The sequence below is a fragment of the Mycobacterium sp. NGS27 genome, assembly GCF_059813005.1.
Genome location: NZ_JCALDT010000004.1, coordinates 531,898 through 558,630, shown reverse-complemented (window position 1 = coordinate 558,630; position 26,733 = coordinate 531,898). Strand labels below are relative to the sequence as shown.

Genomic DNA, 26,733 nt, shown 5'->3' with positions numbered 1-26,733 from the left:
AGGAAACCATGCGATTCGAGAATAAAGTCGGCATCGTCACCGGATCCGGTGGCGGCATCGGGCAGGCATACGCCGAGGCGCTGGCCCGCGAGGGCGCGGCGGTGGTGGTCGCCGACATCAACGTCGAGGCCGCCGACGCGGTCGCCAAGCAAATCGTCGCCGACGGCGGAACCGCCATCAGCATTCCGGTCGATGTATCCGACCCCGCGTCGGCCAAGGAAATGGCCGACCGCACGCTGGCCGAATTCGGCGGCATCGACTACCTGGTCAACAACGCCGCGATCTTCGGCGGCATGAAGCTGGACTTCCTGCTCACCATCGACCCGGAGTACTACCGCAGGTTCATGAGCGTGAACCTCGACGGGGCGCTGTGGTGCACCCGCGCGGTGTACAAGAAGATGGCCAAGCGTGGCGGCGGGGCGATCGTCAACCAATCATCCACCGCCGCCTGGCTTTACGCGAACTACTACGGCCTGGCCAAGGTCGGGCTCAACGGCCTGACCCAGCAGCTCTCCCGCGAACTGGGTGGCCAGAAGATCCGGATCAACGCGATCGCTCCGGGCCCCATCGACACCGAGGCCAACCGGACCACCACGCCCAAGGAGATGGTCGACGACATCGTCAAGGGTCTGCCGCTGTCGCGCATGGGCACGCCTGCGGATCTGGTCGGCATGTGTCTGTTCCTGCTCTCCGACGAGGCATCGTGGATCACCGGGCAGATCTTCAATGTTGACGGCGGACAGATAATTCGATCATGAGCGATCACGCGAAGCTCGGCTACATCGGCCTGGGCAACATGGGCGCGCCGATGGCCACAAAGATGACCGAATGGCCCGGCGGGATAACGGTTTACGACATCAGGACCGAGGCGATGACCCCGCTGGCCGAAAGGGGCGCCGCCCTGGCCGACAGCGTCGTCGACGTCGCCGCCGCCGACATCATCCACATCACCGTCCTCAACGACGCCCAGGTGCGTGAGGTGGTCGGCGAGCTGGCGGCCCACGCGAAACCCGGCACCGTCATCGCGATCCACTCGACCATCAGCGACACCACCGCGGTCGACCTCGCGGCCGAGCACAAGCCCAACGGCATGCACATCGTCGACGCGCCGGTGAGCGGTGGGGCCGCCGCGGCAGCGAAGGGTGAGCTCGCCACGATGGTGGGCGCCGAGCGCGACGTGTACGAGCGGATCAAGCCGGCCTTCAAGCACTGGGCCGCGATGGTCATCCACGCCGGCGATCCGGGTGCCGGGACGCGAATGAAGCTGGCCCGCAACATGTTGACGTTCACCTCGTACGCCGTTGCGTGCGAGGCCATGAAACTCGCCGAGGCGGCCGGACTCGACCTGCAGGCATTGGGTCGGGTGGTCCGTCACACCGACGCCCTCACCGGGGGCCCGGGGGCGATCATGGTCCGTGACAACATGAAAGACATTGAGCCGGAGAACTTCCTGTACCAGTCTTTTGTGCATGCCCGCGGCCTGGGGGAGAAGGACCTGAGCCTGGCGTTGGCTCTCGGCGAGGCGGTCTCGGTCGATCTGCCGTTTGCCCAGCTGGCCTTTCAGCGGCTGGCCGCAGGCCTCGGAGTACCGCACACAGAGAAAGAGGCGTAATGGACGAGCTGCGCAGCAAGGGCCTCGCGAAGATGAACGAGGTGTACGGCTGGGAGATGCCCAACATCGAAGGCGACGCGTACTTCGACCTGACCGTCGACCACCTGTTCGGCAGCATCTGGACGCGACCGGGATTGTCGATGCGCGACAAGCGCATCATGACGCTGACGGCGGTGACCGCGATCGGAAACCGTGACCTGGCCGAAATCCAAATCAACGCAGCCCTTCTCAACGGTGAACTCACTGAGACCGAACTGAAGGAAATGGCCGTCTTCCTCACCCACTACCTGGGCTTCCCGCTGGGTTCGGCGCTCAACGGCGCGGTCGACGCCGTCGTTGCCAAGCGCAAGAAGGCCGCGGCGAAGGGTTCCGGTGAGGACAAGAAGGCCAACGTGGAGGGTGCGCTGAAGATGCACTCGGGCGGCAAGGGCGACTAAGCGTGGCGTGAAGCCTCTTGCGCAAGTTGGACTCTTGAGCTGATACCGAGCTTGGAGTAGACGTGGCTCAGATGTGCCTGCACCGTTCGCGAGGACACGAAAAGCCGGGCGGCGATGTCTTTGTTCGGCAGCCCCTCGCTGACCAGCCGCACCACGTTGATTTCGGCGGGGGTCAGTGATTCCCATCCCGTTGCCGGCCTTTTGCGCTCGCCGCGCCCGCGTTGCGCGTAGGCAATCGCTTCCTCGATCGACAGCGCCGCACCCTCGGCCCATGCGTCATGGAATTCGTTGTCGCCCACGGCCTTCCGCAGGGCCGCCACCGACGCGTCATACGCGGCGTCGTAGATCTTGAAGCGCACATAGCCGGTGCGGCCGCGAACCGCATCTGCCGCGCCGAAGAGGCGCGCGGCTTCTCGGTTCGCCCCGGCGGTTGCCGCAAGTGTGGCCAGGCACTCGAGGCCGTCGGGGACAACGTAATACCCCTTCAGTTCCGCGGCGCCGGTGAGCGAATCACGTGCGTCCTGCGCCGCCTGCTCGACATCGTTTTGTGCGGTCGCAATTCGCGCACGCTTCGCCAGCGCGAGCAGCAGGTGCATGCCGGGGGCTACCGTGACGGCATCGTCCGCCAAGCGGCGCGCCACCGCCAGGTCACCCCGGGCGAGGGCAACGTCCGCGAGTGGGATGACGTTGACCGCGGCCAGTTCGGGTTGGGCTTTCATGCGTTCCCACGCCGCCTCGCCGGCCGTGGCCGATGCTTCCACATCACCCGCGGCCAGGTACGCGACCGCCAGCGCGGCATACGCGAAGCCTTGGGTGAACGCGCTGTAATCCGCGGCGGCTTCGACCGCCGCAGCTGCGGCGGCCCTGGCCTCGTCCGGGTAGCCCGCGAAGGCCAGGTAGTGGCCCAAGCTGACAAGGCTGGACATCCGCCACGTTTCGTCGTGCGCCGCCTCCGCCTCCGCGACCAGAGCGCGGAATTGCGCTATGCCTCCGGCGAGATCCCCTTCCCACTGCTGCGCCAAGCCAATACACCACCGGCACCCACGCGAGGTGTAGCCATCTCCGATCGCGTCAGCGATGTCACGCCCTTCTTCGCCGGCCGCACGCGCCGCGGTTGCGTCACCCTTGCCGGTGACCGCCGCGAATGCCTGGAAGGCCAGAATCTGGCTCAGACTCCAGTCGTCGCCCACAGCACGGGCGAGGCCGACCGCCTCGTCGAAGTACAAGCTGGCGGCTTCGGCGTCATAGGCGGCGATGAGGCCGCAACCGGCGAGTGCGCGGACGAGCAGTGCCGGGTCACCGATTTCACGCGCTAGGGCAAGCGCCTCCAATGCATTGTCCATGTTGTCGTGGATGGACTGCGCGCCCTCGAGCATGGCTTTGTCTGCGAGCGCCAGGGCCCGGACCGAAAGCGGTAGCTCCACGTCGTGCGCGGCGGCCTCAGCGAGTGCTGCGTCGAACCAGGCCGTTCCCTCCTGCACGCGGCCCCGAGTTGTCCACAGCGGCTGTAGGGCCGACGCGAGTTGTAATGCGATGGCGTATCGCGCATTTTCACGAGACCATGCGAACGCCGCCCGTAGGTTGTCCATCTCGAGTACGGCTTGTTCGATGCGGCGCTGCTGCTCGGAGTGCCCCCCCATGCCCAGCCCACTGGCGATCTCGGTGTAGTGGTCGCGGTGGCGGGCGCGGGCCGCGTCGGCCTCGCCGGACTCGCCGAGCTTTTCCAGCGCGTACTGCCGAACCGTCTCCAGCATTCGGTAACGGGTCCCGCAACCACCGTCTTCGGTCGTGACGAGCGATTTGTCGATCAGCAGGGTGAGTTGATCGAGGATCTGGTAGCGCTCGATGTCGCTGTCCCCGCCCACCGCCTGCGCCGCATCCAGGTCGAATCCGCCCATGAAAACGGCCAACCGCCGGAACAGGACACGCTCGGGCTCGGTCAAGAGGGCGTGCGACCAGTCCACCGACGCGCGCAGTGTCTGTTGGCGGCGCACGGCGGTGCGGGCACCGCCGGTCAGCAGGCGGAAGCGGTTATGCAGGCTGTCGAGGATCTGCGTCAGCGACAGCGCGCGAACCCGTGCCGCGGCAAGCTCTATTGCCAGTGGTATGCCGTCGAGTCGCCGGCAGATTTCCGTCACCGTGGCCGAATCGTCGGCGGACATGGCGAACTCAGGCCGGACTTGCCGTGCGCGGTCGGCAAACAGGGCGATCGCCTCGTCGGCCAGCGCCAACGACGGTACAGCCCAGGCGATTTCGCCAGCCACGCGAATCGGCTCGCGGCTGGTGGCGAGAATCGTCAGCGCCGGGCAAGACCGGAGCAGCGCAACGGCCAGCGCGGCGGATGCATCGATCAGGTGCTCGCAGTTGTCCAACACGACGAGCATGCGCCGGCCGGCGATGACGTGGGTGAGAGTGTCCATCGTCGAACGTCCCGCCTGGTCGGGCAGGCCCAGAGCGCGCGTCACCGAGACCGGTACAACGTCGGGATCGGTGACCGGTGCCAGATCGGCGTACCACACGCCGTCCTCGAATTCTGCGTCCAGCTGGTCTGCGACCTGCACCGCCAACCGCGTCTTGCCGACGCCGCCCGCGCCGGTCAGGGTCACCAGCCGGTTCTCGGCGACCAACGCTCGCACGGTGGCGATTTCGGCGCCGCGGCCGATGAAACTCGTGAACTGCGGCGGAAGATGTTGCTTTCCAGTGGGTTTCGATGCACGGAGCGGCGGGAAGTCGTTGTGAAGGTCCGCGTGACAAAGCTGCGTGACCCGTTCGGGCCGGGGCAGGTCCCGCAGCGGGTGCGTGCCTAAGTCAAGCAGCCACGCTTCTGCGGGAAGCGCGTCGGTGAGCAGATCACTGGTCGTCGCCGAAAGGACGGTCTGACCCCCGTGAGCCAGGTCGCGCAACCGTGCGGTGCGGTTGATGGTCGGACCGACGTAGTTTGCCTCGTCGCGCAGCTGCACCTCGCCGGTGTGCAGGCCGATCCGCAAGGTTATCGGCGCGAGGGGCGTGCGTTGCAGCCGCAGCGCAAACGTGGCGGCGTCGCTGGCACGGGCGAAGGCCACGACGAAGCTGTCACCCTCGCCCTGCTCCACGGGGCGCACCCCGCCGTGCTGGGCGACCAGGTCCGACACCGCTCGGTCCAAGCGTGCGATCGCGGTGCCCATCTCGTCGGGCTGGGTCTGCCATAGCCGCGTCGAACCCTCGACGTCTGCGAGCAGCAACGTCACCGTTCCAGTGGGGAGCTCGCTTACGCCCAAATCGCTCCAATTCAGCGGTTCTAGTGGCGGCGTTTCTGCGCGTCGGCCGGTGGTGCCAGTCATGTTAGCCAGCATGCGGCATTCGCACACAGCAAACATCGGCAAGAACGCCTAGATGACCCCCTCGGCCGCATTCGCCGGATCTAGGCCTTTTGGCGAATGTTCTTCGCCTTCCCCTGCCCCATAGTGAGCTGGTTGGACTTTAGGAGGTCACACATGAACGCAAGAACTGGTCTTGCCGGCGCCCGCACCTCGATCGACGCCCACTTCACGACGGGCGTCCTGCACGGGCACTACGACAGCCGCTTCGAAGACCTCGTCGCCGCGCTGGCCGACGAGGTCGCCACCGGCGGTGAGCTCGGTGCCGCCATCGCCGTCGATATCGACGGCGAGCTCGTCGTCGATGTCTGGGGCGGTTATGCCGACCGAGCGAAAACCCGAGAATGGTCGCAAGACACCATCGTCAACGTCTTCTCCAGCACCAAGAATGTGACCGCGCTGGCGGCGCTGATGCTGATCGACCGTGGCCTGCTCGACCCGTTCGCCCCCGTCGCCACGTACTGGCCCGAGTTCGCCGCCAACGGCAAGGACCACATCGAGGTACGCCACGTCCTGAGTCACACCTCGGGGGTGTCTGGCTGGGAGATGCCTTTCGCCCTCGAGGACATCTACGACTGGGACAAGTCCACCTCGCAACTCGCCGCCCAGGCGCCGTGGTGGCCGCCGGGGACCGCCTCGGGCTACCACGCGATCACCATCGGACACCTCGTCGGTGAACTCGTCCGCCGGGTCACCGGTACGACGCTGAAAGAGTTTGTGCGCGAGCAGATCAGCGAACCGCTCGCCGCCGACTTCCAAATCGGTGCTCGGCCCGAAGATACCGTTCGCATCGCCGAGCTTGTTCCGCCACCACCGCTGGATGTGCCCCTCGACGCGGTGCCCGACGACCATCCGATGCGCAAGACGTTCGCCGCTGTGCCACCCAGCTCGGCTGCCGCGCTGGCCGCCGAGACACCCGCGTGGCGCCGCGCGGAGATCGGCTCGGCCAACGGCCATGGCAACGCCCGCTCGCTGGTTCGCGCTTTGTCGCCAATCTCGCTGGGCGGCAGCGTAAACGGGATGCAGCTGCTTCGCCCCAAGACGATTGACCTGATCTTCGAGGAGCAGGCCAACGGCACCGACCTGGTCCTGGCCATGCCCGCGCGATGGGGCATCGGCTTCGCCCTGCCGCATCGTGAGGCGGTGCCGGACATGCCCGATGAACGAGTCTGCTACTGGGGCGGCTGGGGCGGCTCCATGGCGGTCATGAACCCGTACTGCCGCACCACGTTCGGGTACGTCATGAACAAGATGGGGCAGGTCACTCCGGCCGGAACCGAGCGCACCAGGATGTACACCCGCCTGATCTATCAGGCCCTCGGATGACCTTGTCGCCGTATCAATACGGCTGAATGCCTTCGGGCATCACGTATTCGGAGATCGGCGCGGAAGTCCCGTTGACCGTCGTTCCGCCGTTGATGATGCCCGGTGCCATCTCCAACATGTTGTGGGGAAAGCCGAACCTCGGTTTGGTCAGCGTGTCGAGCCGCTCCAGCTCATCGGCGCCGAGGTTCACGTCGACGGCCCGGACGTTGTCCTCGAGCTGGGAGAGCCGGCGTGCCCCGATGATGACCGATGAGACGGCGCGCTGCGCGCGCACCCAGGCCAGCGCCACGCTGGCGACGTTCGTCTCGTGTGCCTTCGCGATGGCCGCGAGCTCGTCGATGACGGCGTAGGTGTTTTCGTTGAGAAAGGCGTCGACCATGGCGCCGCGGTCCGCGTTGCGCTGGCCGCCGTTGGCCCGGGTGTACTTGCCGCTCAGCACGCCACCTTTCAACGGCGACCACGGCGTGATGCCGAGGCCGAATTCGGACGCCATCGGCACCAAATCCTGTTCGATGGCGCGCTCCAGCAGCGAATATTCGACCTGAAGCCCGACGAACGCCGACCACCCGCGGAAACCGGCGATCAGGTTGGCCTGGGCGATCTTCCACGCCGGGGTGTCCGAGACGCCGATGTAGCGCACCTTGCCGGCGCGCACCAGGTCCTCGAGCGCCGCCATGGTCTCCTCGATGGGGGTGTTGGAGTCCCAGATGTGCAGCCAGTACAGGTCGATGTAGTCGGTTTGCAAGCGCCGCAACGAGTTTTCGCAGGCGTTGATCAACGACTTGCGGCCCGAGCCGCCGCCGTTGGGATCACCCGGATACAGGTTGCCGCTGAACTTGGTCGCGATCGCCAGCCGATCGCGGCGCGCGGGGTGGCGCCCGATGTGGTCGCCGATGATCTTCTCGGAGTGGCTTCGGGTGTAGAAGTTGGCGGTGTCGATGAAATTGCCGCCGAGCTCGAGGTAGCGGTCGATGATTTGTTGCGACTCTTCCACGCTGGTGCCCCAGCCGAGGTCTTCGCCGAACGTCATGGCGCCCAGGCACAGGGGGCTAACGCGCAGACCGGATCGCCCGAGTGTCACGTATTGATCCAGCGGCATGAGGCCCACTCCCTGGTAGATTGTTCGGTTATGAGGTTGTTCATAACAAAACTAGTTCATAGCTGAACGATCTGGCAAGTCGAATGTCTGCAGTCGATGCGGCCAGGATCTGGTCACTGAACTACCGAGTGCTGCTGTCGGTCATCTCGTGCGCCGAGGCCGATATCTGCGCGCTGGGCCTCGAGTCCAAGGAACTGTTTCTGCTGGCCGAGATCGACGATCATCCCTATCCGGCCGAACTGGCCGCGACGCTGAGCATGCCCAAGGCGACGGTGACGCTGTACCTGAAGCGGCTCGAGGCCGCGGGGTTCGTGCGCCGCGAGATCGACCCGTGCGATCTGCGTCGCCACAAGCTGCTGCTCACCCCGGCCGGACGCCAGGCCGCCAGGAAGGGCATGAGCCTGCTGTCCGACGAGTTCGACAAGCGCCTCGGACGCCTCACCGCCGCTCAGCGCAACGACCTCAGGGCGCTGCTGGAGAAAATCGTCTGAATCCACCGGGGACGGTGGGCGTGGGTCGTCTGACCGGGCTAGTCTGACGTGTCGTGCGCGTCCTGGTGATTGGTTCCGGAGCCCGTGAGCATGCGTTGCTGCTGGCGCTCCGCAAAGACCCCGAGGTGACGGGGCTGGCGATCGCTCCGGGCAACGCCGGCACAGCGCGGCTGGCCGACCAGCACGAGGTCGACATCACCTCGGCCGACGACGTGGTCGCCCTGGCGCGCGAGGTCCGTGCCGACCTGGTGGTCATCGGACCCGAGGTGCCGCTGGTCCTCGGGGTCGCCGATGCGGTACGGGCCGCGGGCATCGTCTGCTTCGGTCCCAGCAAGGACGCCGCCCGCATCGAAGGCTCCAAGGCGTTCGCCAAAGAGGTCATGGCCGCGGCGGGGGTGCGCACCGCGACCAGTGAAATCGTCGACACCCCGGCGCATTTGGACGCCGCCCTGGACCGGTTCGGCCCCCCGGCGGGGGACGCGGCCTGGGTGGTGAAGGACGACCGCCTGGCCGCCGGTAAGGGGGTCGTGGTGACCGCGGATCGCGGTCTCGCACGCGCGCACGCCGCGGGGCTCCTCGAGGCGGGGCACCCGGTTCTGTTGGAGTCCTTCCTGGACGGCCCGGAGGTGTCGCTGTTCTGCGTGGTCGACGGCGAAACCGTGGTGCCTTTGCTGCCCGCACAGGATTTCAAGCGGGTCGGCGACGGCGACAGCGGGCCCAATACCGGCGGGATGGGTGCCTACGCGCCGGTGCCGTGGCTCCCCGACGAGATGTATCGCGACGTGGTCAGCAACATCGTCGAACCCGTTGCGGCCGAGATGGTTGCGCGGGGCAGCTCGTTCAGCGGACTGCTGTATGCCGGCCTCGCCATCACGGCGAACGGACCGGCGGTGGTCGAATTCAATTGCCGCTTCGGCGATCCCGAGACGCAGGCGGTGCTGGCGTTACTGGAATCGCCGCTCGGGCAGCTGTTGTTCGCGGCCGGCAGCGGCACACTGGCCGACTTCGGCGAGTTGCGCTGGCAGGACGGTGCCGCCGTGACGGTGGTGGTGGCGGCGGAGAGCTACCCCGGACGCCCCCGGGTAGGTGACGTCATCGTCGGCTCGGAAGCCGACGGGGTGCTGCACGCCGGAACGGCGCGGCGCGACGACGGCGAGGTCGTCTCGTCGGGCGGGCGGGTGCTGTCGGTGGTGGGCACGGGTGCAGACCTGACGGCCGCGCGGACGAAGGCCTACGAGGTAGTACGTTCAATTCGACTGCCGGGCAGTCATTTCCGCAGCGACATCGCCCTGTTGGCGGCCGACGGCAGGATCCGCGTCTAGAACGCGGCGGCCTGGCCGTCCCGGCGCGGATCGCTGGCCGCGAAGTAGCCGCCCTCGAGACGCCAGATCGCCTGACAGCTGCCGAATTGGTTGTAGTCGTCGACGGCAACCAGATCGTGTCCGCGCCGGCGCAACTCATTCAACGTCGAATCCGGGAAACCCTTTTCGCAGCTGACCTGCATGCCCTCGACCCAGCGGAACCGCGGGCCGTCGCACGCCGCCTGCGGGTTCTGCCCATGGTCGGCGATGCGCACCATCACTTGCACGTGTCCCTGGGGTTGCATCATTCCGCCCATCACCCCGAAGCTCATCACCGCGGCGCCGTCCTTGGTCACAAATGCCGGGATGATGGTGTGGTACGGGCGTTTGTTCGGGCCCACGGTGTTCGGGTGTCCCGGAGCCGCAACGAAATTCGCGCCGCGGTTTTGCAGCGAGATTCCGGTGCGCGGTACCACCACGCCCGATCCGAACCCCATGTAGTTCGACTGGATCATCGACACCATCATCCCTGCGGCGTCGGCGGCGGTCAGGTAGACGGTTCCGCCCGGCGGGGTTCCGGCGGACGCCGGCCTGGCGCGTCCGCGGTCGATCAGTGCCGCGCGCTGCTTGAGATATTCCTTGTCCAACAGACGTTCGGGCGCCAACGGCATGTGCTCGATGTCGGAGACGTACGCTTGGGCGTCGGCGAATGCCAGCTTCATCGCTTCGATCTGCAGGTGCACGCTGTCGGCGGAATCCACTGGCAGCGAGGCCATGTCGAAATGTTCGAGGATGCCCAGTGCGATCAGCGCGACGATCCCCTGCCCGTTGGGCGGGATCTCGTGCACCGTGTACCCGCGGTAGCCGGCGTCGACCGTGCCGACCCAGTCGGCACGGTGAGCAGCCAGGTCAGTTGCCCGCATGGCGCCCCCGTTGTCCAGCGCGTGCGCCTCGAGTTCGGCGGCCAGTTCGCCACGGTAGAACGCCTCGCCGTTGGTCGCGGCGATCGACTCGAGCGTGGCAGCATGATCCGGCCAGCTGAATCGCTCGCCGGGTCTGGGCGCTCGCCCGCCGGGCAGGAGCGCAGGGGCAAAGCCGGGCTGTTTCTCAAACAGCGGTACCTGCGCGGCCCACTGTTCTGCGACCGTCGGTGAGACCAGAAACCCGTTGCGGCCGTACGCAATTGCGGGCTCGAACAGCCGCTCAAACGCCAGCTTGCCGAACTTCGCATGCAGTTCGGTCCACGCCGACACCGCGCCCGGCACGGTCACCGAATTCCAGCCGAGAATCGGAACGCCCTTGCCGCCGAAGTATTCCGGTGTCCACGCCGCGGGCGAGCGACCCGAAGCGTTCAGCCCGTGCAGTTGCTTGCCGTCCCATACGATCGCGAAGGCGTCCGAACCGATGCCATTCGATACCGGCTCCACAATTGTCAGGGCGATGGCAGTCGCGATGGCCGCATCCACCGCGCTACCGCCCTGCGCGAGCATCCGCAGGCCCGCCTGGGCGGCAAGCGGTTGCGATGTGCACACAACGTTTTCCGCCACTATGGGCTTGCGTGGCCAGGCGTACGGGAAGGTCCAGTCGAAAGGTGCCGTCACCTCCGCGAGCGTAACTCGTTACGCCGTCAGCAGCGGTGCCATCCAGGTCAGCTCGGCGGGCAACTGCGAGCTCCAGAATGCCCCGTCGTGCCCACCGGGCGAGAAACCACCGGCGGGCGGATTGGGCAGTTGCGCAATGAACTGCTTTGTCGCGCTGTAAAACGGGTCGCTGTCACCGCAGTCGATCCGGATGGGGATCGAGGCCAGCGCCGGCATGCCGAACACCGAGTTCGCCGCGAAGTCCTCCGGGCCGTCGAAGGCTCCCGGTGCGGCCGCGCCCGAGGACATCCACAGCGCCGGGCTCACGGCGCAGATCGCGGCGGTGCGGGCCGGTCCCAACCGGCCGCCAAGCAGCAATGCGCCGTAGCCGCCCATCGACCAACCCAGGAACGCCAACCGTGAGGTGTCCAGGTTCTGGTTGCCCAGCATCGGGATCAGCTCGTCGAGCACCATGGCGCCGCTGTCCTCACCGGAAGACCGTTTGTGCCAATAGCCGCCGCCGCCGTCGACGGCGACCACCGCGAAGGGCGGTAGTCCGGCGTCGACGGCCTGTGCGAGACCGTGTTCGACACCACCCGCCATCACCGTGGACGCGTCACTGCCCCTGCCGTGCAACGCGATCACCGGTCGCAGCGGCTTGGTCTGGCCCGGCGGACGCGCGATCGCCCAATTCGTGTTCACGCCGCCACGGGCGGCGGAGACGAAGGAACCGGTCACCATGGTGGGTGCGGCGGCCGCCGGGGGAGCCGGATCGCGAGGCGGGCTCGGCGGCGGCGCCAACGGCGCCTGGGTGCCGGTCTCCGACACCGGCATGGCGCGAGATGTGCGGGGCTCTAACAGGATGTCGAGCGCGTAGGCGCCCGCCGCCCCCACGGCCGCGCTGGCGCCGAGGCCGAGCAGGGCGCGTCGGCTCAAGTCGGGCATGCGGGCCATTATGCCTTGGCCGTTTGGCCGAAATGGCATCGCAGTACCACTTTGGCTGGCACGATGGCTACTCGTGACAGCAGCGGTTACTCCAAAAGGAGAACGCCGGCGGTATGCGCTCGTCAGCGCCGCCGCCGAGCTGCTGGCCGAGGGCGGGTTCGAAGCGGTGCGGCACCGGGCGGTCGCGCGGCGGGCCGGATTGCCGTTGGCATCCACCACGTATTACTTCTCCTCCCTCGACGATCTGATCGCACGCGCCGTCGAACACATCGCCATGATCGAGGTGGCGCAGCTGCGTTCGCGCGTCGGCGCCTTGTCGCGCCGGCGCCGGGGACCGGAGACCATCGCCGAGGTGCTGGCCGACCTGCTCGTGGGCGACGTGTCCGGCCCGGGCCTTACCGAACAGCTGATCTCGCGCTACGAGCGCCACGTCGCGTGCATCCGTCTGCCCGCGTTGCGCGAGACCATGCGTCGCAGCCTGCGCCAGCGCGCGGAGGCGGTGGCCGAGGCCATCGAGCGCTCGGGTCGCTCGGTGCACATCGAGCTGGTGTGCACGCTGATTTGCGCGGTCGACGGCTCGGTGGTGTCGGCCCTGGTGGAGGGCCGGGATCCGCGCGCGGCGGCGCAGGGTGCGGTGGTCGACCTCATCGAGGTGCTCGCCCCTATCGATCAGCGGCCCGTGCAGATCTGACCGAGCCCTCCGCGCGCACCGGATCCACCGGCAGCGACGGCGTCACGATGTATCCGGTTTCGGGGTCGCCGTAGATCGTCACATCTTTCGGCTTGCGCTGCGCATACAGCGCCACGTAGGCGCAAACGACCGCGTCGACGGGATCTTCGGCGCGGCGCAGCTCGCTTTTGCGCTGCGCGGCCGCGACGGCCCGGCGCAGCGCGATCCACCCCTCGTGCCCGTTCACGTGGAGCGGCACCGGAGCGTGCGCCAGCCGCTCGACGCCGTCCATCAGCAGCAACAGCTCGGATTTGAGTCGCTCGACGGTGCGCCCGGGCTTTGCCTTGTACTTCAGCGTGCGCTCCAGGCGGAACAAGGCGACGGTGGCCGCATGCGGGTAGACCTCGATTGCGCGCCGGGCGGCCGGCGACCGCGGATCGAGATCGAGCCCCAGCGTCGCGGCCAGACGGCCCGCGCGGGGACCGTCGGCGAACTCGGGCTTTCCGGTGTTGCAGGGGTGGGCACCGGCCTCGTACCTGCGGAAATCGCGGTTGAGCGCGGTCTCGGCCGGGCGCTGGCCGGTCGGATTGTTCACCACCAGCGGCGCATCGAAGGCCACCACGCAATCGCCCCAGACATAGGGGTGCAACGCCGCCAGGATCTCGTCGTCGTCGCGCACCGCGCACACGCTCACCAGCACACCGCCGGAGTCCACGACCGCGACGCCGGTCGGGTTACGACCCGCCCACGCAAGGTCGACGCCGGCGAAGTACATCCGCATAGGCTACGAGCGCGACCGTAAGCTGTGTGTTCGTGAGGACCAAGTGAACATTCCGAATGTGCTGGCCACCCGGTACGCCAGTGCCGAGATGGTCGCGATCTGGTCGCCGCAGGCCAAGGTCGTCGCTGAGCGGCGGCTGTGGCTCGCGGTGCTGCGCGCGCAGGCGGAACTGGGCGTTGCGGTGCCTGCCGACGCCATTTCCGACTACGAGCGGGTGCTCGAGGACGTGGACCTGGCCTCCATCGCGGACCGGGAACGGGTGCTGCGCCACGACGTCAAGGCGCGGATCGAGGAGTTCAATGCGCTGGCCGGTCACGAGCACGTGCACAAGGGCATGACCAGTCGCGACCTGACCGAGAACGTGGAGCAACTTCAGATTCGGCGCTCGCTGGAGCTGGTCTTCGATCACGGCGTGGCCGTTGCCGCGCGGCTCGCCGAGCGGGCCGTGGCCTACCGCGACCTGGTGATGGCCGGACGCAGCCACAACGTCGCCGCGCAGGCGACCACGCTGGGCAAGAGGTTCGCCTCGGCGGCCCAGGAAACGCTGATCGCGTTGACCAGGCTGCGCGAACTGATCGACCGCTATCCGCTGCGCGGCATCAAGGGCCCGATGGGCACCGCGCAGGACATGCTCGACCTGCTGGACGGTGACGCGGCCAAGCTGGCCGAGCTCGAGCGGCGCGTAGCCGAATTCTTGGGTTTCGCAACGGTATTGACCAGCGTCGGGCAGGTGTATCCGCGTTCGCTGGACCACGACGTGGTTTCGGCGCTGGTGCAGCTGGGCGCGGGACCGTCGTCGATGGCCCACACCATCCGGCTGATGGCCGGGCACGAACTGGTGACCGAGGGATTCGCGCCCGGACAGGTCGGCTCCTCGGCCATGCCGCACAAGATGAACACGCGTAGCTGCGAGCGGGTCAACGGCTTGCAGGTGGTGCTGCGCGGCTACGCCTCGATGGCAGCCGAACTGGCGGGGGCGCAGTGGAACGAGGGCGACGTGTTCTGCTCGGTAGTGCGCCGAGTAGCGTTGCCGGACAGCTTCTTTGCCATCGATGGGCAGATCGAGACCTTCCTGACGGTGCTCGACGAGTTCGGCGCCTATCCCGCGGTGATCGGCCGCGAGCTGGATCGCTACCTGCCGTTCCTGGCCACCACCAAGGTGTTGATCGCCGCGGTACGCGCCGGCGTGGGGCGCGAGACCGCGCATCACGTGATCCGCGAACACGCGGTGGCCACGGCGCTGGCGATGCGCGAGCGCGGCGCCGAGCCCGACCTGCTGGAGCGGCTGGCCGCCGACGAGCGCCTGCCGCTGGACCGGGCCGCGCTGGACGCCGCGCTGGCCGACAAGAAGGCATTCACCGGCGCCGCCGGTGACCAGGTGGACGAGGTGGCGGCGCAGGTGGACGCGCTGGTGAACCGCTACCCGGACGCGGCCAAGTACGCCCCGGGTGCGATCCTGTGACGCTGGCGGGCGCACTCGCCGAGATCGACTTCACCGATCTGGACAACTTCGCCAACGGATTTCCCCACGATCTGTTCGCGATCCATCGTCGTGAGGCGCCGGTGTACTGGCACGCACCGACCGACAACACCCCGGACGGTGAAGGCTTCTGGTCGGTGGCCACCTACGCGGAAACGCTTGAGGTGCTGAAGGATCCGGTGACGTACTCGTCGGTCACGGGCGGCCCGCGGCCGTACGGTGGCACGCTGTTGCAGGACCTGGCGATTGCGGGTCAGGTGCTCAACATGATGGACGATCCGCGGCATTCGCAGATTCGGCGGCTGGTCAGCTCGGGGCTGACGCCGCGGATGATCCGGTTGGTCGAGGACGACCTGCGGACCAGGGCGCGCCGGCTGCTCGACGCGGTGGTTCCGGGCGAGCCGTTCGATTTCTTGGTCGACATCGCCGCCGAATTGCCGATGCAGATGATCTGCATCCTGTTGGGAGTGCCTGAATCCGAACGGCATTGGCTCTTCGAGGCGATCGAACCGCAGTTCGACTTCGGTGGTTCACGCAAGGCCGCGCTATCGCAGCTCTCCGTCGAGGAGGCCGGGTCGCGGATGTATCAGTACGGTCAGCAGCTGATCGCGTCCAAGCGCGAGCACCCGACCGATGACATGTTGTCGGCCGTGGCGAACGCGATGCTGGATGACGCTGACGGCCACGGCGGATCGGCCCTGTCCGACATGGAGCTCTACCTGTTCTTCAGTCTGTTGTTCAGCGCCGGCGCGGAGACCACCCGCAACGCGGTCGCGGGCGGCCTGCTGGCGTTGGCCCACCATCCGCTCCAATTGCAGTCGCTGCGCGGCGATCTCGATGCGCTGCCCACGGCCGTCGAGGAGATGGTGCGGTGGACCTCGCCGTCGCCCTCCAAGCGCCGCACCGCCACCCGCGACGTCACGCTGGCCGGGCAGTCGATCGAGGCGGGGCAGAAGATACAGATCTGGGAGGGCTCGGCAAATCGCGACGCCGGGGTGTTCGCGAACGCCGACGAATTCGATATCTGCCGAAAACCGAATCCGCACCTGGGCTTCGGTCAGGGAGTGCACTATTGCCTGGGTGCGAATCTGGCCCGGCTGGAGCTGCGGGTGTTGTTCGAAGAGCTGCTGTCCCGGTTCGGCGCGGTGCAAGTTGTCCGGCCGGTCGAGTGGACGCGCAGCAATCGGCATACCGGCATCCGGCATCTCGTCGTGGAGCTCCGCGAGCAACCGTGACGATCCGGTTCGCTGATGTCGAGCCCTCACCCGATGTGTTCGCCGCGGTGATGGCAACGGGAATCTTGTCGATCGGCGCGCGCAATCACGGCTACCGATTGATCAGCGACACGATGGGTGTCATCGCCACCCTCGGCCTGGTGCTGCTGCTCGCCCTGGTCGTCGCGAAGGCCTGTGTGCCCGGCCAGAGGTTGTGCTGGGACCTGACCGATCCCGACGTCACCCTGCGACTCATCACTTTCGTGGCAGCGTGTGCGGTGATCGACACTCGCTTGTCGTCGAACGTATGGGTGGCGCGGATACTTGGCGGGGTCGGCCTGGCGTCCTGGCTGATACTGATCCTGTTCAGCGCGCGAAACATGTTGGCGCACCGGTGGACAGAGCTGCGCGACCGCGCACACGGGGCCTGGCAGCTGGGCAGCGTGGGAACCTCCGGTTTGGCGATCGTGATCGCCCGCGCGGCTCGTCACACCGGTCATCACTGGTGGCTCGCGGTGGCCGTGGCCGGATGGGTCGCGGCGCTGTGCATCTACGGCCTGATGACGTGGCTGACCATGTGGCGCGTCGTGAACGAACGGCAGGACCGGGACGGCTTCGAACCCGATACCTGGATCCTGATGGGAGGCATGGCGATTGCGACGCTGGCCGGTGACAACATCCACGCCGTGGCTCCCGCCTGGCTGGCCGGACCCGTGCGTGCGGTCACCATCGTCACCTGGGTGACGGCCACGTTGTGGATACCGCCGCTGATCTATTTCGCGTTGCACCGCATCAGGCGTTATCCCAACATGCTGCGCTTCGCCGGTGTGTGGTGGGCGTTCGTGTTCCCGCTGGGCATGTATTCGGCGGCCAGCTTCGCGATGGCACTCGAGATCAATCAGCCGTCGCTGTTCACCGTTTCGCTGGTCTTCTTCTGGGATGCGCTGGCGGCGTGGCTCACTGTGGTCGTCGCCGGGCTGCTGCTGTTATCGCGGCGGTTGCTGCTCACTCCCGCGAATCGCGATACCGGCCGACCGTAGTTCGAGCGCGGCCAGGGCCCCGATGGTGGCCGGGTCTTCACGTCGCCATCCGCCGACCGGATCCGCGCTGACGGCGATCAGCTTCCGCGGCGGACGGTTGGTCAGCGCGCGCAGCGCAAGCAGTTGCGCGCCGGCCGGGGTTGCGGCCAGAGCGGTCACCGTCAACTTGCGTCGAAAGAATCGGAGCCGCAGAAACAACCACGGCAGCACCGCGACGAGGATCGGCACCGCGACAACCGCCATCGCCAGCAGCACTGCGAGCCAACTCGCCGCGATGTCCAGGTCGTGACCCGCGCCCGCGATGTCCAGCGCGGCTTGGCTGGCCGAGTTGAGCGGTTTGCTGACCGTGTCGCCCACGACCGGAATGTGCTGGGCGCCGTGGCCGGCTGACGCGAGGTTGCCGGCGATGCCGTGCGCGCCGCTCTCGACCTGCCGGCCGGCGTCGGCGATCGTCGCGATGGCGTCGTAGACCGCCAGCCCGACGAGTAGCCACAGCACCGTCCACAGGACGACGGCGAGGTCGCTGAACAGCTGAGCCGCCAGCCGGCCGGGCCTGGTGGAGTAGGGCAGAAACCGCGATGTCATAGCCCCGATCCCAGCACAAAGCCCGTTTGCGGGTGCCCGATAGGCTGACCGGATGCCTGCACTGTCCGACTACCAGCATCTGGCCAGCGGCAAGGTCCGCGAGCTGTATCGCGTCGACGACGAGCACCTGCTGCTCGTCGCCACCGACCGGATCTCTGCGTACGACTTCGTCCTGGACAGCACCATTCCGGACAAGGGCCGCATCCTCACCGCGATGAGCGTCTTCTTCTTCGGACTCGTCTCGGAGCTTGCCCAAGCCCCCAACCACTTGGCCGGGCCGCCGGATGATCCACGCATTCCCGACGAGGTCCTGGGCCGCGCGCTGGTGGTGCGCCAGCTGGAAATGCTTCCGGTCGAATGCGTGGCGCGCGGCTACCTGACCGGCTCCGGATTGCTGGACTACCAGGCGACCGGAAAGGTCTGCGGCATCCCCCTGCCGCCGGGACTGGTTGAAGCCAGCAGATTCGCCCAACCCCTGTTCACCCCCGCGACGAAAGCCGCACTGGGCGACCACGACGAGAACATTCCGTTCGCACGGGTGATCGAGATGGTCGGTCCCGTGCCCGCCAATCAACTCCGCGACCGCACACTGCAAATCTATGTTCAGGCCGCCGATCACGCGCTGAGGAAGGGAATCATCATCGCCGACACCAAGTTCGAGTTCGGCGCCGACCGAGACGGCAACCTGCTGCTGGCCGATGAAATCTTCACCCCGGATTCGTCCCGCTACTGGCCGGCCGACGAGTACCAGGAGGGTGTCGTCCAGAACAGCTTCGACAAACAGTTCGTCCGCAACTGGCTGACCGGCCCCGAGTCGGGCTGGGACCGCCACGGCTCACAACCGCCGCCACCGCTGCCCGAGCACATCATCGATGCCACCCGGGATCGGTACATCGAAGCCTACGAACGCATTTCCGGCCTGAGCTTCGACGACTGGATCGGTCCCACCGCATGACCGACGTGCAGCTGGACGGGTCGTTGCCCCCTGTCGCCAAGCGAGTGGAGAGCCGGCGCGAACATCACGGCGACGTCTTCATCGACCCGTATGAGTGGCTGCGCGAAAAAACCGACCCCGAAGTCATCGCCCACCTCGAGGCGGAGAACGCCTACGTCGATCGGATGACCGAGCACCTGGGGCCGCTGCGGCAGCAGATTTTCGACGAGATCAAGGCGCGCACCAAGGAGACGGATCTGTCGGTGCCGACCCGCAAGGGCGAGTGGTGGTACTACGCGCGCACCTATGAGGGAAAGCAATACCGCGTCCAATGCCGTTGTCCGATCAGGGGATCCGACGATTGGGATCCGCCGACCCTGGACGAGAACACCGAGATCCCGGGCGAGCAGATCCTGCTCGATTCCAATGCCGAAGCCGAGGGTCACGAGTTCTTCTCCCTGGGCGCCGCAACGGTGAGCTTGGATGGGAACCTGCTGGCGTACTCGGTCGATACTCTCGGTGATGAGCGATACACGTTGCGGTTCAAAGACTTACGAACCGGAGAACTGTTTTCCGACGAGATCGCCGACATCGGGGCCGGTGCGACGTGGGCCGCCGACAACCACACCGTGTATTTCCTGACCCTCGACGACGCCCATCGCCCCGACAAGGTGTGGCGGTATCGGGTGGGCGACGGTGCCGAACCGGAGCTGGTGTATCACGAAGCGGACGAAAAGTATTGGCTTGGCGTGGGGCTCACCCGCAGCGAGGCCTACGTCTTCATCGCCTCGGGATCCTCGATCACCTCGGAGTATCGCTACGCCGACGCCGCCGATCCGCACGGCCAGTTCACCGTCGTGCTACCGCGTCGCGAAGGCGTCGAGTACTCGGTCGAGCACGCGGTCGTCGGCGGACAGGACCGGTTCTTGATCCTGCACAACGACGGCGCGGTCAACTTCACCCTCACCGAGGCGCCGGTCAGCGATCCGGCACGGCAGCGCACCCTGATCCCGCACCGCGACGACGTCCGGCTCGACGGGGTCGACGCTTTCGCCGGCCTCCTGGTCGTCAGCTATCGGCGCGAGGCACTGCCCCGGATGCAGCTGTGGCCCATCAATGCCGACGGCACATACGCACAGCCCGAGGAGATTTCGTTCGATTCCGAGCTGATGACGGCAGGTCCGGCCGGCAATCCCAATTGGGCGGCGCCCAAGCTGCGGATCAGGGCGGGTTCGCTGGTGGTTCCGGCTCGGGTCTATGACATCGACCTCGCGACCGGTGAACGCACCTTGCTGCGCGAGCAGCCCGTGCTCGGCGACTACCGAACCGGCGACTATGTGGAACGGCGTGACTGGGCGGTCGCCGATGACGGCACCCGCATCCCGGTATCCATCGTGCACCGCGCGGACGTCGAGTTCCCGGCACCGGCTTTGCTTTACGGCTACGGCGCTTATGAGCTGTGCACCGACCCCAGCTTTTCCATCGCCCGGCTGTCGCTGCTGGACCGCGGCATGGTGTTCGCCATCGCCCACGTGCGTGGCGGCGGTGAGATGGGCCGGCTGTGGTACGAGCACGGCAAGCTTTTGGAGAAGAAGAACACTTTCACCGACTTCGTTGCGGTCGCAGAGCATTTGGTGCAGGGCGGCGTCACCCGGGCGCGTCAGCTGGTGGCGCTGGGGGGCAGCGCCGGCGGTTTGTTGATGGGGGCGGTGGCCAATCTGGCCCCGGAGCTTTTCGCGGGCATTCTCGCGCAGGTCCCGTTCGTCGACCCGCTGACCACCATCCTGGATCCTTCGTTGCCGCTGACCGTCACCGAATGGGACGAATGGGGAAACCCCTTGGCGGACAAGGACGTCTACGCCTACATGAAGTCCTATTCGCCGTATGAGAATGTCGAGGCCAAACGGTATCCGGCGATTCTTGCGATGACGTCGCTGAACGATACGAGGGTCTACTACGTGGAGCCGGCCAAGTGGGTTGCGGCGCTGCGCCACGCCAACGGTGACGGTAATCCGGTCCTGTTGAAGACTCAGATGAACGCCGGGCACGGTGGCGTCAGCGGCCGCTACAAGGGCTGGGAGGAAACCGCCTTCCAGTACGCGTGGCTATTGGCCGCCGCCGAGGCCGTGTCGTCGTAATGCACCCAACCAGGCCGGGCGGTTGCGCTAGGCGCCGACGGTTTCGCTCGCCGGCTTCTTAGGCAAGAACCACGCCGGAATGAGGGTGCACACCACCAGCGCAACGGCAATCACGAACACCGCGGTATACGCGTGGGAAAGATCGTGCACCACGTTGGTCGAAAATCCGGGGTCGAGCGACCGCGGCGGTATCGCGGATCGATCGACCGGCACCCCGTCGACCGCAGCCCGCTGATGCAGGGCGGCCAGCTTGTTCGCCGCGACGATGTCGGGGCTTCGATTGAACTGGTTCGTCAGGATCATCGACATCAGCGCGGTCCCGATCGAGCCGCCCACCTGGTGACTGACGCTCATCAGCGTCGTTCCCCGGGCGATCTGATGGGGCGCCAGCGCCTGCACCGAGGCCACCGAGAGCGGCATCATCGTGCAGCCCATGCCCAGGCCCATGATCGCCAGCCCCACCAGCAGCGTGGGCAGATAGTGGGCCTGGGTCGCGGCCCCCACGGCGAAGGCGCTCAGGCCGGCGGTGATCAGCGCGATCCCGACCAACACGATCTTGCCCGGCCCCTGCCTGTCCACCAGCGGTCCGGTCAGGCGCATGGTCAGCATGGCGCCCAGCCCCTGAGGGATCATGTGCACGCCCGCCTGCATCGGCGTTTGGTGCACCACCTGCTGAAAATAGCTCGGCAGCAGCAGGCCGGCGCCGAAGAATGCGCCGGCGAAGACCAGCATCGTCACGTTGGCGTGGGTGAGCACCGGATTGCGGAATAGCCGCAGATCGATCAGGGGATGGTCGGCGTGATGCCACGCGTGCACGACGAACCCCGCGATCAACGCCAGTCCAATCATCGCCGGTATCACCACGTGGCGGTCGGCCACCGTGCCGCGGCCCGGGATGGAGGACACCGCGAACAAAAACGTCGCCAGGCCCGGCGAGAGCAGCAGCACGCCGACGACGTCGAAGGTCTCCGCCCGCGCCGGGTGATCCCGCGGGAAGACGACGGCGGCCAGCGCGATGGTGAGAAAGCCGATCGGCACGTTGATCAGAAAGATCCACCGCCAACTCGAGGTGTCGATCAGCCAGCCGCCCAGGATCGGCCCGCCGATCGGGGCGAGCAGCATCGGGATGCTCAATATCGACATCAGGCGTCCGAGCCGCCGCGGACCCGCCTCGCGAGTCATGATCATGAAGCCCAATGGCAGCAGCATGCCGCCGCCGATTCCCTGCACCACGCGAAAGACGATGAGCTGCAAGATGTTTGCGGCGATCGCACACAGCAGCGAACCCAGCATGAAGGCCACCACGGAACCCATGAAGAGCCGTTTGGTGCCGAACCGGTCGGCCGCCCAACCGGTTATCGGGATCACGGTCGCCAACGCGAGCGTGTAGCCGGTCATCGTCCAGGCGACGACGGCCTGCGAAGACGAGAATAGGTCGATGAAGGTGCGCTGCGCGACGCTGACGACGGTGACGTCCAAGATCGCCATCACGGTGGCCAAGATGCACACACCGGAGATCCGCAACAGCGGGGCATCGAGCTTGTCGGGATATTCCCGTTCCTCGACGCCCGGCTGTCCGGTGGGGGCGTGCGGCAGCGGCGTTTTGGCCGCTGCGTACGAGGCCTCGTCCATGGCGTTGCTTAGCATATCGAACTGATCTCGTCGGTTGACGCTCGCGGCGGTGGTGGGCTGGGCAGGTCCGGCCGCCGCCGAAATCTTTGTGCTCAGGCGGGTGCGTATACGCCTGCTGTCTGCGTGTCCTTCACCGTTCCGACACTTGGGATCGGCAAACTGCTGGTGTGTCTGGAAAATTGATCGTCTCGGTCTCGGGGATCGGGGAACGCACCCTGCCCGACGTCGAGGCGTTCTGCGCGCAAATGGATGCCCGCAACGTACCGGTGTCGTTACTCGTGGCTCCCCGCCTGTCCGGTGACTACCGGCTCGACCGCGACCCGCAAACCGTCGGGTGGCTGAGCAACCGTCGCGCCGGCGGTGACGCCATCGTGCTGCACGGCTATGACGACCCGGCCACCAAGAAGCGTCGCGGCGAATTCGCGATCCTGCGGGCGCATGAGGCCAACCTGCGATTGATGGCCGCCGACCGGGTGCTCGAGCACCTCGGGTTGCGTACCCGACTGTTCGCGGCGCCCGGCTGGGTGGTGTCGCCGGGTGTCGTCAAAGCGTTGCCGGACAACGGGTTCCGGTTGCTGGCGGATCTGCACGGGATCACCGACCTGGTTCGTCACACCACCGTTCGCGCGCGGGTGCTCGGCATCGGCGAGGGCTTCCTCACCGAGCCGTGGTGGTGCCGGATGGTGGTGCTGTCCGCCGAGCGGATCGCCCGGCGCGGGGGCGTCGTGCGGGTAGCGGTCGCGGCCCGCCACCTGCGCAAACCCGGGCCGCTGCAGGCCATGGTGGACGCCGTCGACCTGGCGTTGATGCACGGCTGCACGCCCACCGTGTACCGCTGGCAGCAGGCCAAGGCCGTGCTCGACGCCGCCTGACGCAGCGACTGCCTGACCTGCTCGTCGGGGCACTACCCTGGTCCGACATGAGCGATTCTTCGGTTGCGGGGTTCGGCGCTGATGCCATCGTCGTCGGGGCGGGCCTGGCCGGTCTGGTCGCCGCCTGCGAACTGGTGGATCGCGGCTTGCGGGTGCTCATCGTCGACCAGGAGAACAGCGCCAACCTGGGCGGGCAGGCGTTCTGGTCCTTCGGCGGCCTGTTCTTCGTCGACAGCCCCGAGCAGCGCCGGCTGGGCATCCGTGACAGCCATGAACTTGCGTTGCAGGACTGGCTCGGCACGGCGGCCTTCGATCGCCCCGAGGACTACTGGCCACGCCAATGGGCACACGCCTATGTCGATTTCGCCGCCGGGGAGAAGCGCAGTTGGTTGCGGTCGCGCGGGCTCAAGCTTTTCCCGTTGGTGGGCTGGGCCGAGCGCGGCGGGTATGACGCTCAGGGGCACGGCAATTCGGTTCCCCGCTTCCACATCACCTGGGGTACCGGGCCCGCGCTGGTCGAGATCTTCGCCCGGCAACTGCGCGACCGGGCAGCGGTGCGCTTCGCGCACCGCCACCAGGTCGACGAGTTGATCGTCGAGGGTGAGGCGGTGACGGGTGTCCGCGGCACGGTGCTCGAGCCCACGGCCACGCCGAGGGGGGTCGCTTCATCACGGAAGTCGATAGGGCAGTTCGAATTTCGTGCCGACGCGGTGATTGTGACGAGCGGCGGCATCGGCGCCAATCACGAACTGGTGCGGAAGAACTGGCCCAAGCGCATGGGCCGCGTCCCCGAGCAACTTTTGAGCGGCGTTCCGGCTCATGTCGACGGCCGGATGATCGCCATCACGCAGCAGGCCGGCGCGCGCGTGATCAACCCCGACCGGATGTGGCACTACACCGAGGGCATCACCAACTACGACCCGATCTGGCCGTTGCATGGGATCCGGATCATTCCCGGCCCGTCGTCGCTGTGGCTGGATGCCAGTGGCAGGCGGTTGCCGGTCCCGCTCTACCCCGGCTTCGACACGCTGGGCACGCTGGAATACATCACCAAGTCAGGGTTCGACTACACCTGGTTTGTGTTGAACGCCAAAATCATTGAGAAGGAGTTCGCGCTTTCTGGCCAGGAGCAGAATCCGGACCTCACCGGGCAAAGTATCCGCGAGCTGCTGCGAAATCGGGCACGTTCCGGGCCGCCGGGCCCGGTGCAGGCGTTCGTCGACCGGGGTGTGGACTTCGTCAGCGCGAACTCGTTGCGCGACTTGGTGACCGCGATGAACAAGCTGCCCGATGTGCAGCCGCTGGACTACGCAACCGTGGAGGCCGAGGTCACGGCCCGGGATCGCGAGGTGGCCAACAAGTTCAGCAAGGACGGGCAGATCACGGCGATCCATGCCGCCCGCAATTATCTGGGCGATCGGCTGGGCCGGGTGGTGGCGCCGCACCGGCTGACCGACCCGAAGGCGGGGCCGATGATTGCAATCAAGCTGCACATCCTGACCAGAAAAACGTTGGGCGGCATCGAAACCGATCTCGCCTCACGGGTGTTGAAGGCCGACGGCACTCCGCTGACCGGTCTGTACGCCGCGGGTGAGGTGGCCGGGTTCGGTGGCGGCGGCGTGCACGGCTACCGCGCCCTGGAAGGCACGTTCTTGGGCGGCTGCATCTTCTCCGGCCGCGCCGCCGGCCGCGGCGCCGCCGACGACCTCACGTAGCCGCAGGGCAGACAGCCCCGCTTGCGTTCGTGCGTCACGCCAGCGTGACCGCAGGACGCGTGTGTCACGCCAGCGTGACCGCAGGACGCGTGCGTCACGCCAGCGTGACCGCCGGACGCGTGTGTCACGCCAGCGTGACCGCAGCTAGAACGTGACGGCGTCCTCCTCGGGCAGCACCTGGAAGTCGGTGCTGGTCATCTCGGTCAGCCGTCCGTAGTAGATCCCCCGCGCATCCGGCGCGATGATCCCCTGGTGAATGGGAACGGCGCGCTGCGGGGCCACCGCACGCAGGTAGTCGACCGCCTCGGACACCTTCATCCAGGGCGCGGCCGCCGGCGTGGCCAAGACGTCGACCGGCTCGTCGGGCACGAAGAGCGCGTCACCGGGATGCATCAACCGGGCCCGGTGGTCGGCGTCGCCGACTAGGAACGAAATGTTTTCTATCACAGGGATTTCCGGGTGAATGACCGCGTGTTTTCCGCCGACGGCGCGAACGGTCAGTTCGCCGATGGGCAACTCGTCACCGACATGGACCTCGCGGCAGGGGGCACCCAGCTGCGCGGTGGTTTGCGGGTCCGCGTACAGCGCCGCCTCCGGGTTACCCTCGAGCAAGGCGGGCAGCCGTTTGACGTCGACATGGTCGGGGTGCTGATGGGTGATCAAGATGGCGGTCAAGCCGGTGATTCCCTCGAAGCCGTGCGCGAAAGTTCCGGGGTCAAAGAGCACGCGGGTGTGGTCAAACTCGGCAAGTAGGCACGAATGGCCGAAATGCGTCAGTTGCATATCTACGATTGTGCCTTGATGGACAAGCTGCCGACGCGCGTGATTTTGGCCATGATGCTGGTCGCCGGCAGTTTCGCCTTCGCTTTGATCGTCGTCATCCCTGCGTACGCAGAGCCGGAGACGTGCCCGGCCGTGTGCGACCGGATCCCGAACACCGCGTGGATCGATCAGCATGCCCTGCCGCTGGACGGCGTGTACCACTGGCCCGCGCTCGCCGGTCAGGCCGTGCAGACGACCGGTTCGGCGCCCGGTCCCCGGTTCCGATTCGAGGAGTTGTGCGCCGCGCCGCCGGTAACCCAGGATCCCCGCGACTCGGCCGTCGCGGCGCGCTCGACGGTTCAGCATCCCGACGGACAGTGGCAGCTGCAGGCCCAGGTCCTGCACTGGCGGGGTGACACCGCTCGCGGTGGGGCCAGCGCGGCCGCGGCCTTCAGCGCTGCCGTCGCCGCCCTGCGGGCCTGCCAGCAGCGCGCACCGCAGGAGTCACCGTCGCTGACCACCGACGAAGCCAATCGGATGGCCGCCGTGATCAGCGGCCCGGTGGTGATGCACACCTATCTGTTCGCCCACCCGGCCAGCAGCACGATCAGCGAGGTCACGCTGTGGTCGACGGCACCGCCGCAGACGGCGTGGCCGGCGATGGCGGACGATCCGGTGCTCAATGCCATGAACGCGCCCCTCTGCGAGGCCTACATTGCCTCGTGCCCGTGACGCCGAGCTGCGCTTTCGCCGGTAGAGTGGC

General features: G+C 67.0%; 23 protein-coding genes. 15 read left to right on the top strand and 8 right to left on the bottom strand.

The genetic code is table 11. The features are described from left to right. Positions 1 to 8: 8 nt before the first annotated feature. From AC5Y30_RS14245 to AC5Y30_RS14235, 3 genes are read left to right on the top strand one after another with little or no spacing between them, the layout of a single operon-like run. Positions 9 to 758, top strand: a complete 750-nt coding sequence (locus AC5Y30_RS14245) for an SDR family oxidoreductase (protein ID WP_499918957.1) — start codon at positions 9 to 11, stop codon at positions 756 to 758. Further along, positions 755 to 1,612: an NAD(P)-dependent oxidoreductase gene (locus tag AC5Y30_RS14240; protein ID WP_499918956.1), complete on the top strand. Its 858-nt coding sequence runs from the start codon at positions 755 to 757 to the stop codon at positions 1,610 to 1,612. Before AC5Y30_RS14245 ends, AC5Y30_RS14240 begins: the two co-directional genes overlap by 4 nt. Beyond that, positions 1,612 to 2,049 (top strand): carboxymuconolactone decarboxylase family protein, encoded by a 438-nt coding sequence (locus AC5Y30_RS14235; protein WP_499918954.1) that lies wholly within the window; start codon positions 1,612 to 1,614, stop codon positions 2,047 to 2,049. The genes AC5Y30_RS14240 and AC5Y30_RS14235 overlap by 1 nt, the downstream gene beginning before the upstream one ends. On the opposite strand, the gene AC5Y30_RS14230 is transcribed toward AC5Y30_RS14235, so the two are convergent. Beyond that, a complete protein-coding gene (locus AC5Y30_RS14230; protein WP_499918953.1) occupies positions 2,046 to 5,381 on the bottom strand; it encodes a helix-turn-helix transcriptional regulator in 3,336 nt (1,111 codons plus the stop codon). The genes AC5Y30_RS14235 and AC5Y30_RS14230 overlap by 4 nt on opposite strands. 141 nt (positions 5,382 to 5,522) lie before the next feature. Between AC5Y30_RS14230 and AC5Y30_RS14225 the strand changes: the two genes are divergently transcribed. Continuing rightward, complete coding sequence (locus AC5Y30_RS14225; protein WP_499918951.1) at positions 5,523 to 6,731, top strand: serine hydrolase domain-containing protein; 1,209 nt, start codon at positions 5,523 to 5,525, stop codon at positions 6,729 to 6,731. A gap of 13 nt (positions 6,732 to 6,744) precedes the next feature. Here AC5Y30_RS14225 and AC5Y30_RS14220 read toward each other — a convergent pair whose 3' ends face one another. Continuing rightward, positions 6,745 to 7,839, bottom strand: coding sequence for an aldo/keto reductase (locus AC5Y30_RS14220; RefSeq protein WP_499918950.1), 1,095 nt, complete (start codon positions 7,837 to 7,839; stop codon positions 6,745 to 6,747). A gap of 74 nt (positions 7,840 to 7,913) precedes the next feature. On the opposite strand from AC5Y30_RS14220, the gene AC5Y30_RS14215 reads away from it, so the two are divergent. Together AC5Y30_RS14215 and purD are read left to right on the top strand one after the other, a co-directional pair. Next, entirely contained in the window at positions 7,914 to 8,321 is a 408-nt protein-coding gene (locus AC5Y30_RS14215) for a MarR family winged helix-turn-helix transcriptional regulator (RefSeq protein ID WP_499918949.1), read from the top strand. Positions 8,322 to 8,374: 53 nt separating this feature from the next. Then, entirely contained in the window at positions 8,375 to 9,643 is a 1,269-nt protein-coding gene (gene purD / locus AC5Y30_RS14210; RefSeq protein WP_499918948.1) for a phosphoribosylamine--glycine ligase, read from the top strand. On the opposite strand, the gene AC5Y30_RS14205 is transcribed toward purD, so the two are convergent. Together AC5Y30_RS14205 and AC5Y30_RS14200 are read right to left on the bottom strand one after the other, a co-directional pair. Further along, complete coding sequence (locus AC5Y30_RS14205; RefSeq protein WP_499918947.1) at positions 9,640 to 11,223, bottom strand: gamma-glutamyltransferase family protein; 1,584 nt, start codon at positions 11,221 to 11,223, stop codon at positions 9,640 to 9,642. The two genes, purD and AC5Y30_RS14205, sit on opposite strands and share 4 nt — an antisense overlap. An 18-nt stretch (positions 11,224 to 11,241) precedes the next feature. Next, on the bottom strand, positions 11,242 to 12,159 hold the full coding sequence (locus AC5Y30_RS14200) for an alpha/beta hydrolase (RefSeq protein WP_499919061.1): 918 nt from the start codon (positions 12,157 to 12,159) through the stop codon (positions 11,242 to 11,244). 61 nt (positions 12,160 to 12,220) lie between these two features. Between AC5Y30_RS14200 and AC5Y30_RS14195 the strand changes: the two genes are divergently transcribed. After that, positions 12,221 to 12,838, top strand: coding sequence for a TetR/AcrR family transcriptional regulator (locus AC5Y30_RS14195; protein ID WP_499918946.1), 618 nt, complete (start codon positions 12,221 to 12,223; stop codon positions 12,836 to 12,838). Here AC5Y30_RS14195 and AC5Y30_RS14190 read toward each other — a convergent pair. After that, positions 12,810 to 13,592: a DUF429 domain-containing protein gene (locus tag AC5Y30_RS14190; RefSeq protein WP_499918944.1), complete on the bottom strand. Its 783-nt coding sequence runs from the start codon at positions 13,590 to 13,592 to the stop codon at positions 12,810 to 12,812. The genes AC5Y30_RS14195 and AC5Y30_RS14190 overlap by 29 nt on opposite strands. Positions 13,593 to 13,641: 49 nt before the next feature. On the opposite strand from AC5Y30_RS14190, the gene purB reads away from it, so the two are divergent. The 3 genes from purB to AC5Y30_RS14175 are packed head-to-tail and all read left to right on the top strand — an operon-like array spanning position 13,642 to position 17,332. Next, the gene (gene purB, locus AC5Y30_RS14185) at positions 13,642 to 15,060 is read left to right on the top strand and encodes an adenylosuccinate lyase (protein ID WP_499918942.1); all 1,419 of its coding nucleotides are present in this window, start codon (positions 13,642 to 13,644) and stop codon (positions 15,058 to 15,060) included. Further along, the gene (locus tag AC5Y30_RS14180) at positions 15,057 to 16,313 is read left to right on the top strand and encodes a cytochrome P450 (protein ID WP_499918941.1); all 1,257 of its coding nucleotides are present in this window, start codon (positions 15,057 to 15,059) and stop codon (positions 16,311 to 16,313) included. The genes purB and AC5Y30_RS14180 overlap by 4 nt, the downstream gene beginning before the upstream one ends. Then, positions 16,310 to 17,332, top strand: coding sequence for a tellurite resistance/C4-dicarboxylate transporter family protein (locus AC5Y30_RS14175; protein ID WP_499918939.1), 1,023 nt, complete (start codon positions 16,310 to 16,312; stop codon positions 17,330 to 17,332). The genes AC5Y30_RS14180 and AC5Y30_RS14175 overlap by 4 nt, the downstream gene beginning before the upstream one ends. On the opposite strand, the gene AC5Y30_RS14170 is transcribed toward AC5Y30_RS14175, so the two are convergent. Beyond that, complete coding sequence (locus AC5Y30_RS14170; protein WP_499918938.1) at positions 17,279 to 17,917, bottom strand: hypothetical protein; 639 nt, start codon at positions 17,915 to 17,917, stop codon at positions 17,279 to 17,281. The two genes, AC5Y30_RS14175 and AC5Y30_RS14170, sit on opposite strands and share 54 nt — an antisense overlap. 52 nt (positions 17,918 to 17,969) lie before the next feature. On the opposite strand from AC5Y30_RS14170, the gene AC5Y30_RS14165 reads away from it, so the two are divergent. Together AC5Y30_RS14165 and AC5Y30_RS14160 are read left to right on the top strand one after the other, a co-directional pair. Next, positions 17,970 to 18,872 carry a phosphoribosylaminoimidazolesuccinocarboxamide synthase gene (locus AC5Y30_RS14165; protein ID WP_499918936.1) on the top strand — a complete coding sequence of 301 codons (903 nt, stop codon included), beginning with the start codon at positions 17,970 to 17,972 and terminating at the stop codon, positions 18,870 to 18,872. Beyond that, positions 18,869 to 20,989, top strand: a complete 2,121-nt coding sequence (locus AC5Y30_RS14160; RefSeq protein ID WP_499918935.1) for a S9 family peptidase — start codon at positions 18,869 to 18,871, stop codon at positions 20,987 to 20,989. Before AC5Y30_RS14165 ends, AC5Y30_RS14160 begins: the two co-directional genes overlap by 4 nt. A 27-nt stretch (positions 20,990 to 21,016) precedes the next feature. Here AC5Y30_RS14160 and AC5Y30_RS14155 read toward each other — a convergent pair whose 3' ends face one another. Beyond that, the gene (locus AC5Y30_RS14155) at positions 21,017 to 22,636 is read right to left on the bottom strand and encodes a DHA2 family efflux MFS transporter permease subunit (RefSeq protein ID WP_499918933.1); all 1,620 of its coding nucleotides are present in this window, start codon (positions 22,634 to 22,636) and stop codon (positions 21,017 to 21,019) included. Positions 22,637 to 22,788: 152 nt separating this feature from the next. On the opposite strand from AC5Y30_RS14155, the gene AC5Y30_RS14150 reads away from it, so the two are divergent. Together AC5Y30_RS14150 and AC5Y30_RS14145 are read left to right on the top strand one after the other, a co-directional pair. After that, a complete protein-coding gene (locus tag AC5Y30_RS14150; RefSeq protein WP_499918931.1) occupies positions 22,789 to 23,493 on the top strand; it encodes a DUF2334 domain-containing protein in 705 nt (234 codons plus the stop codon). A 47-nt stretch (positions 23,494 to 23,540) separates the two neighbouring features. Continuing rightward, positions 23,541 to 25,208, top strand: coding sequence for an FAD-binding dehydrogenase (locus AC5Y30_RS14145; protein ID WP_499918930.1), 1,668 nt, complete (start codon positions 23,541 to 23,543; stop codon positions 25,206 to 25,208). A gap of 144 nt (positions 25,209 to 25,352) precedes the next feature. Here AC5Y30_RS14145 and AC5Y30_RS14140 read toward each other — a convergent pair whose 3' ends face one another. Then, complete coding sequence (locus tag AC5Y30_RS14140; protein ID WP_499918928.1) at positions 25,353 to 25,991, bottom strand: MBL fold metallo-hydrolase; 639 nt, start codon at positions 25,989 to 25,991, stop codon at positions 25,353 to 25,355. Here AC5Y30_RS14140 and AC5Y30_RS14135 point away from each other — a divergent pair. After that, positions 25,968 to 26,702, top strand: coding sequence for an ATPase (locus AC5Y30_RS14135; protein ID WP_499918927.1), 735 nt, complete (start codon positions 25,968 to 25,970; stop codon positions 26,700 to 26,702). The two genes, AC5Y30_RS14140 and AC5Y30_RS14135, sit on opposite strands and share 24 nt — an antisense overlap. Positions 26,703 to 26,733: the final 31 nt, after the last annotated feature.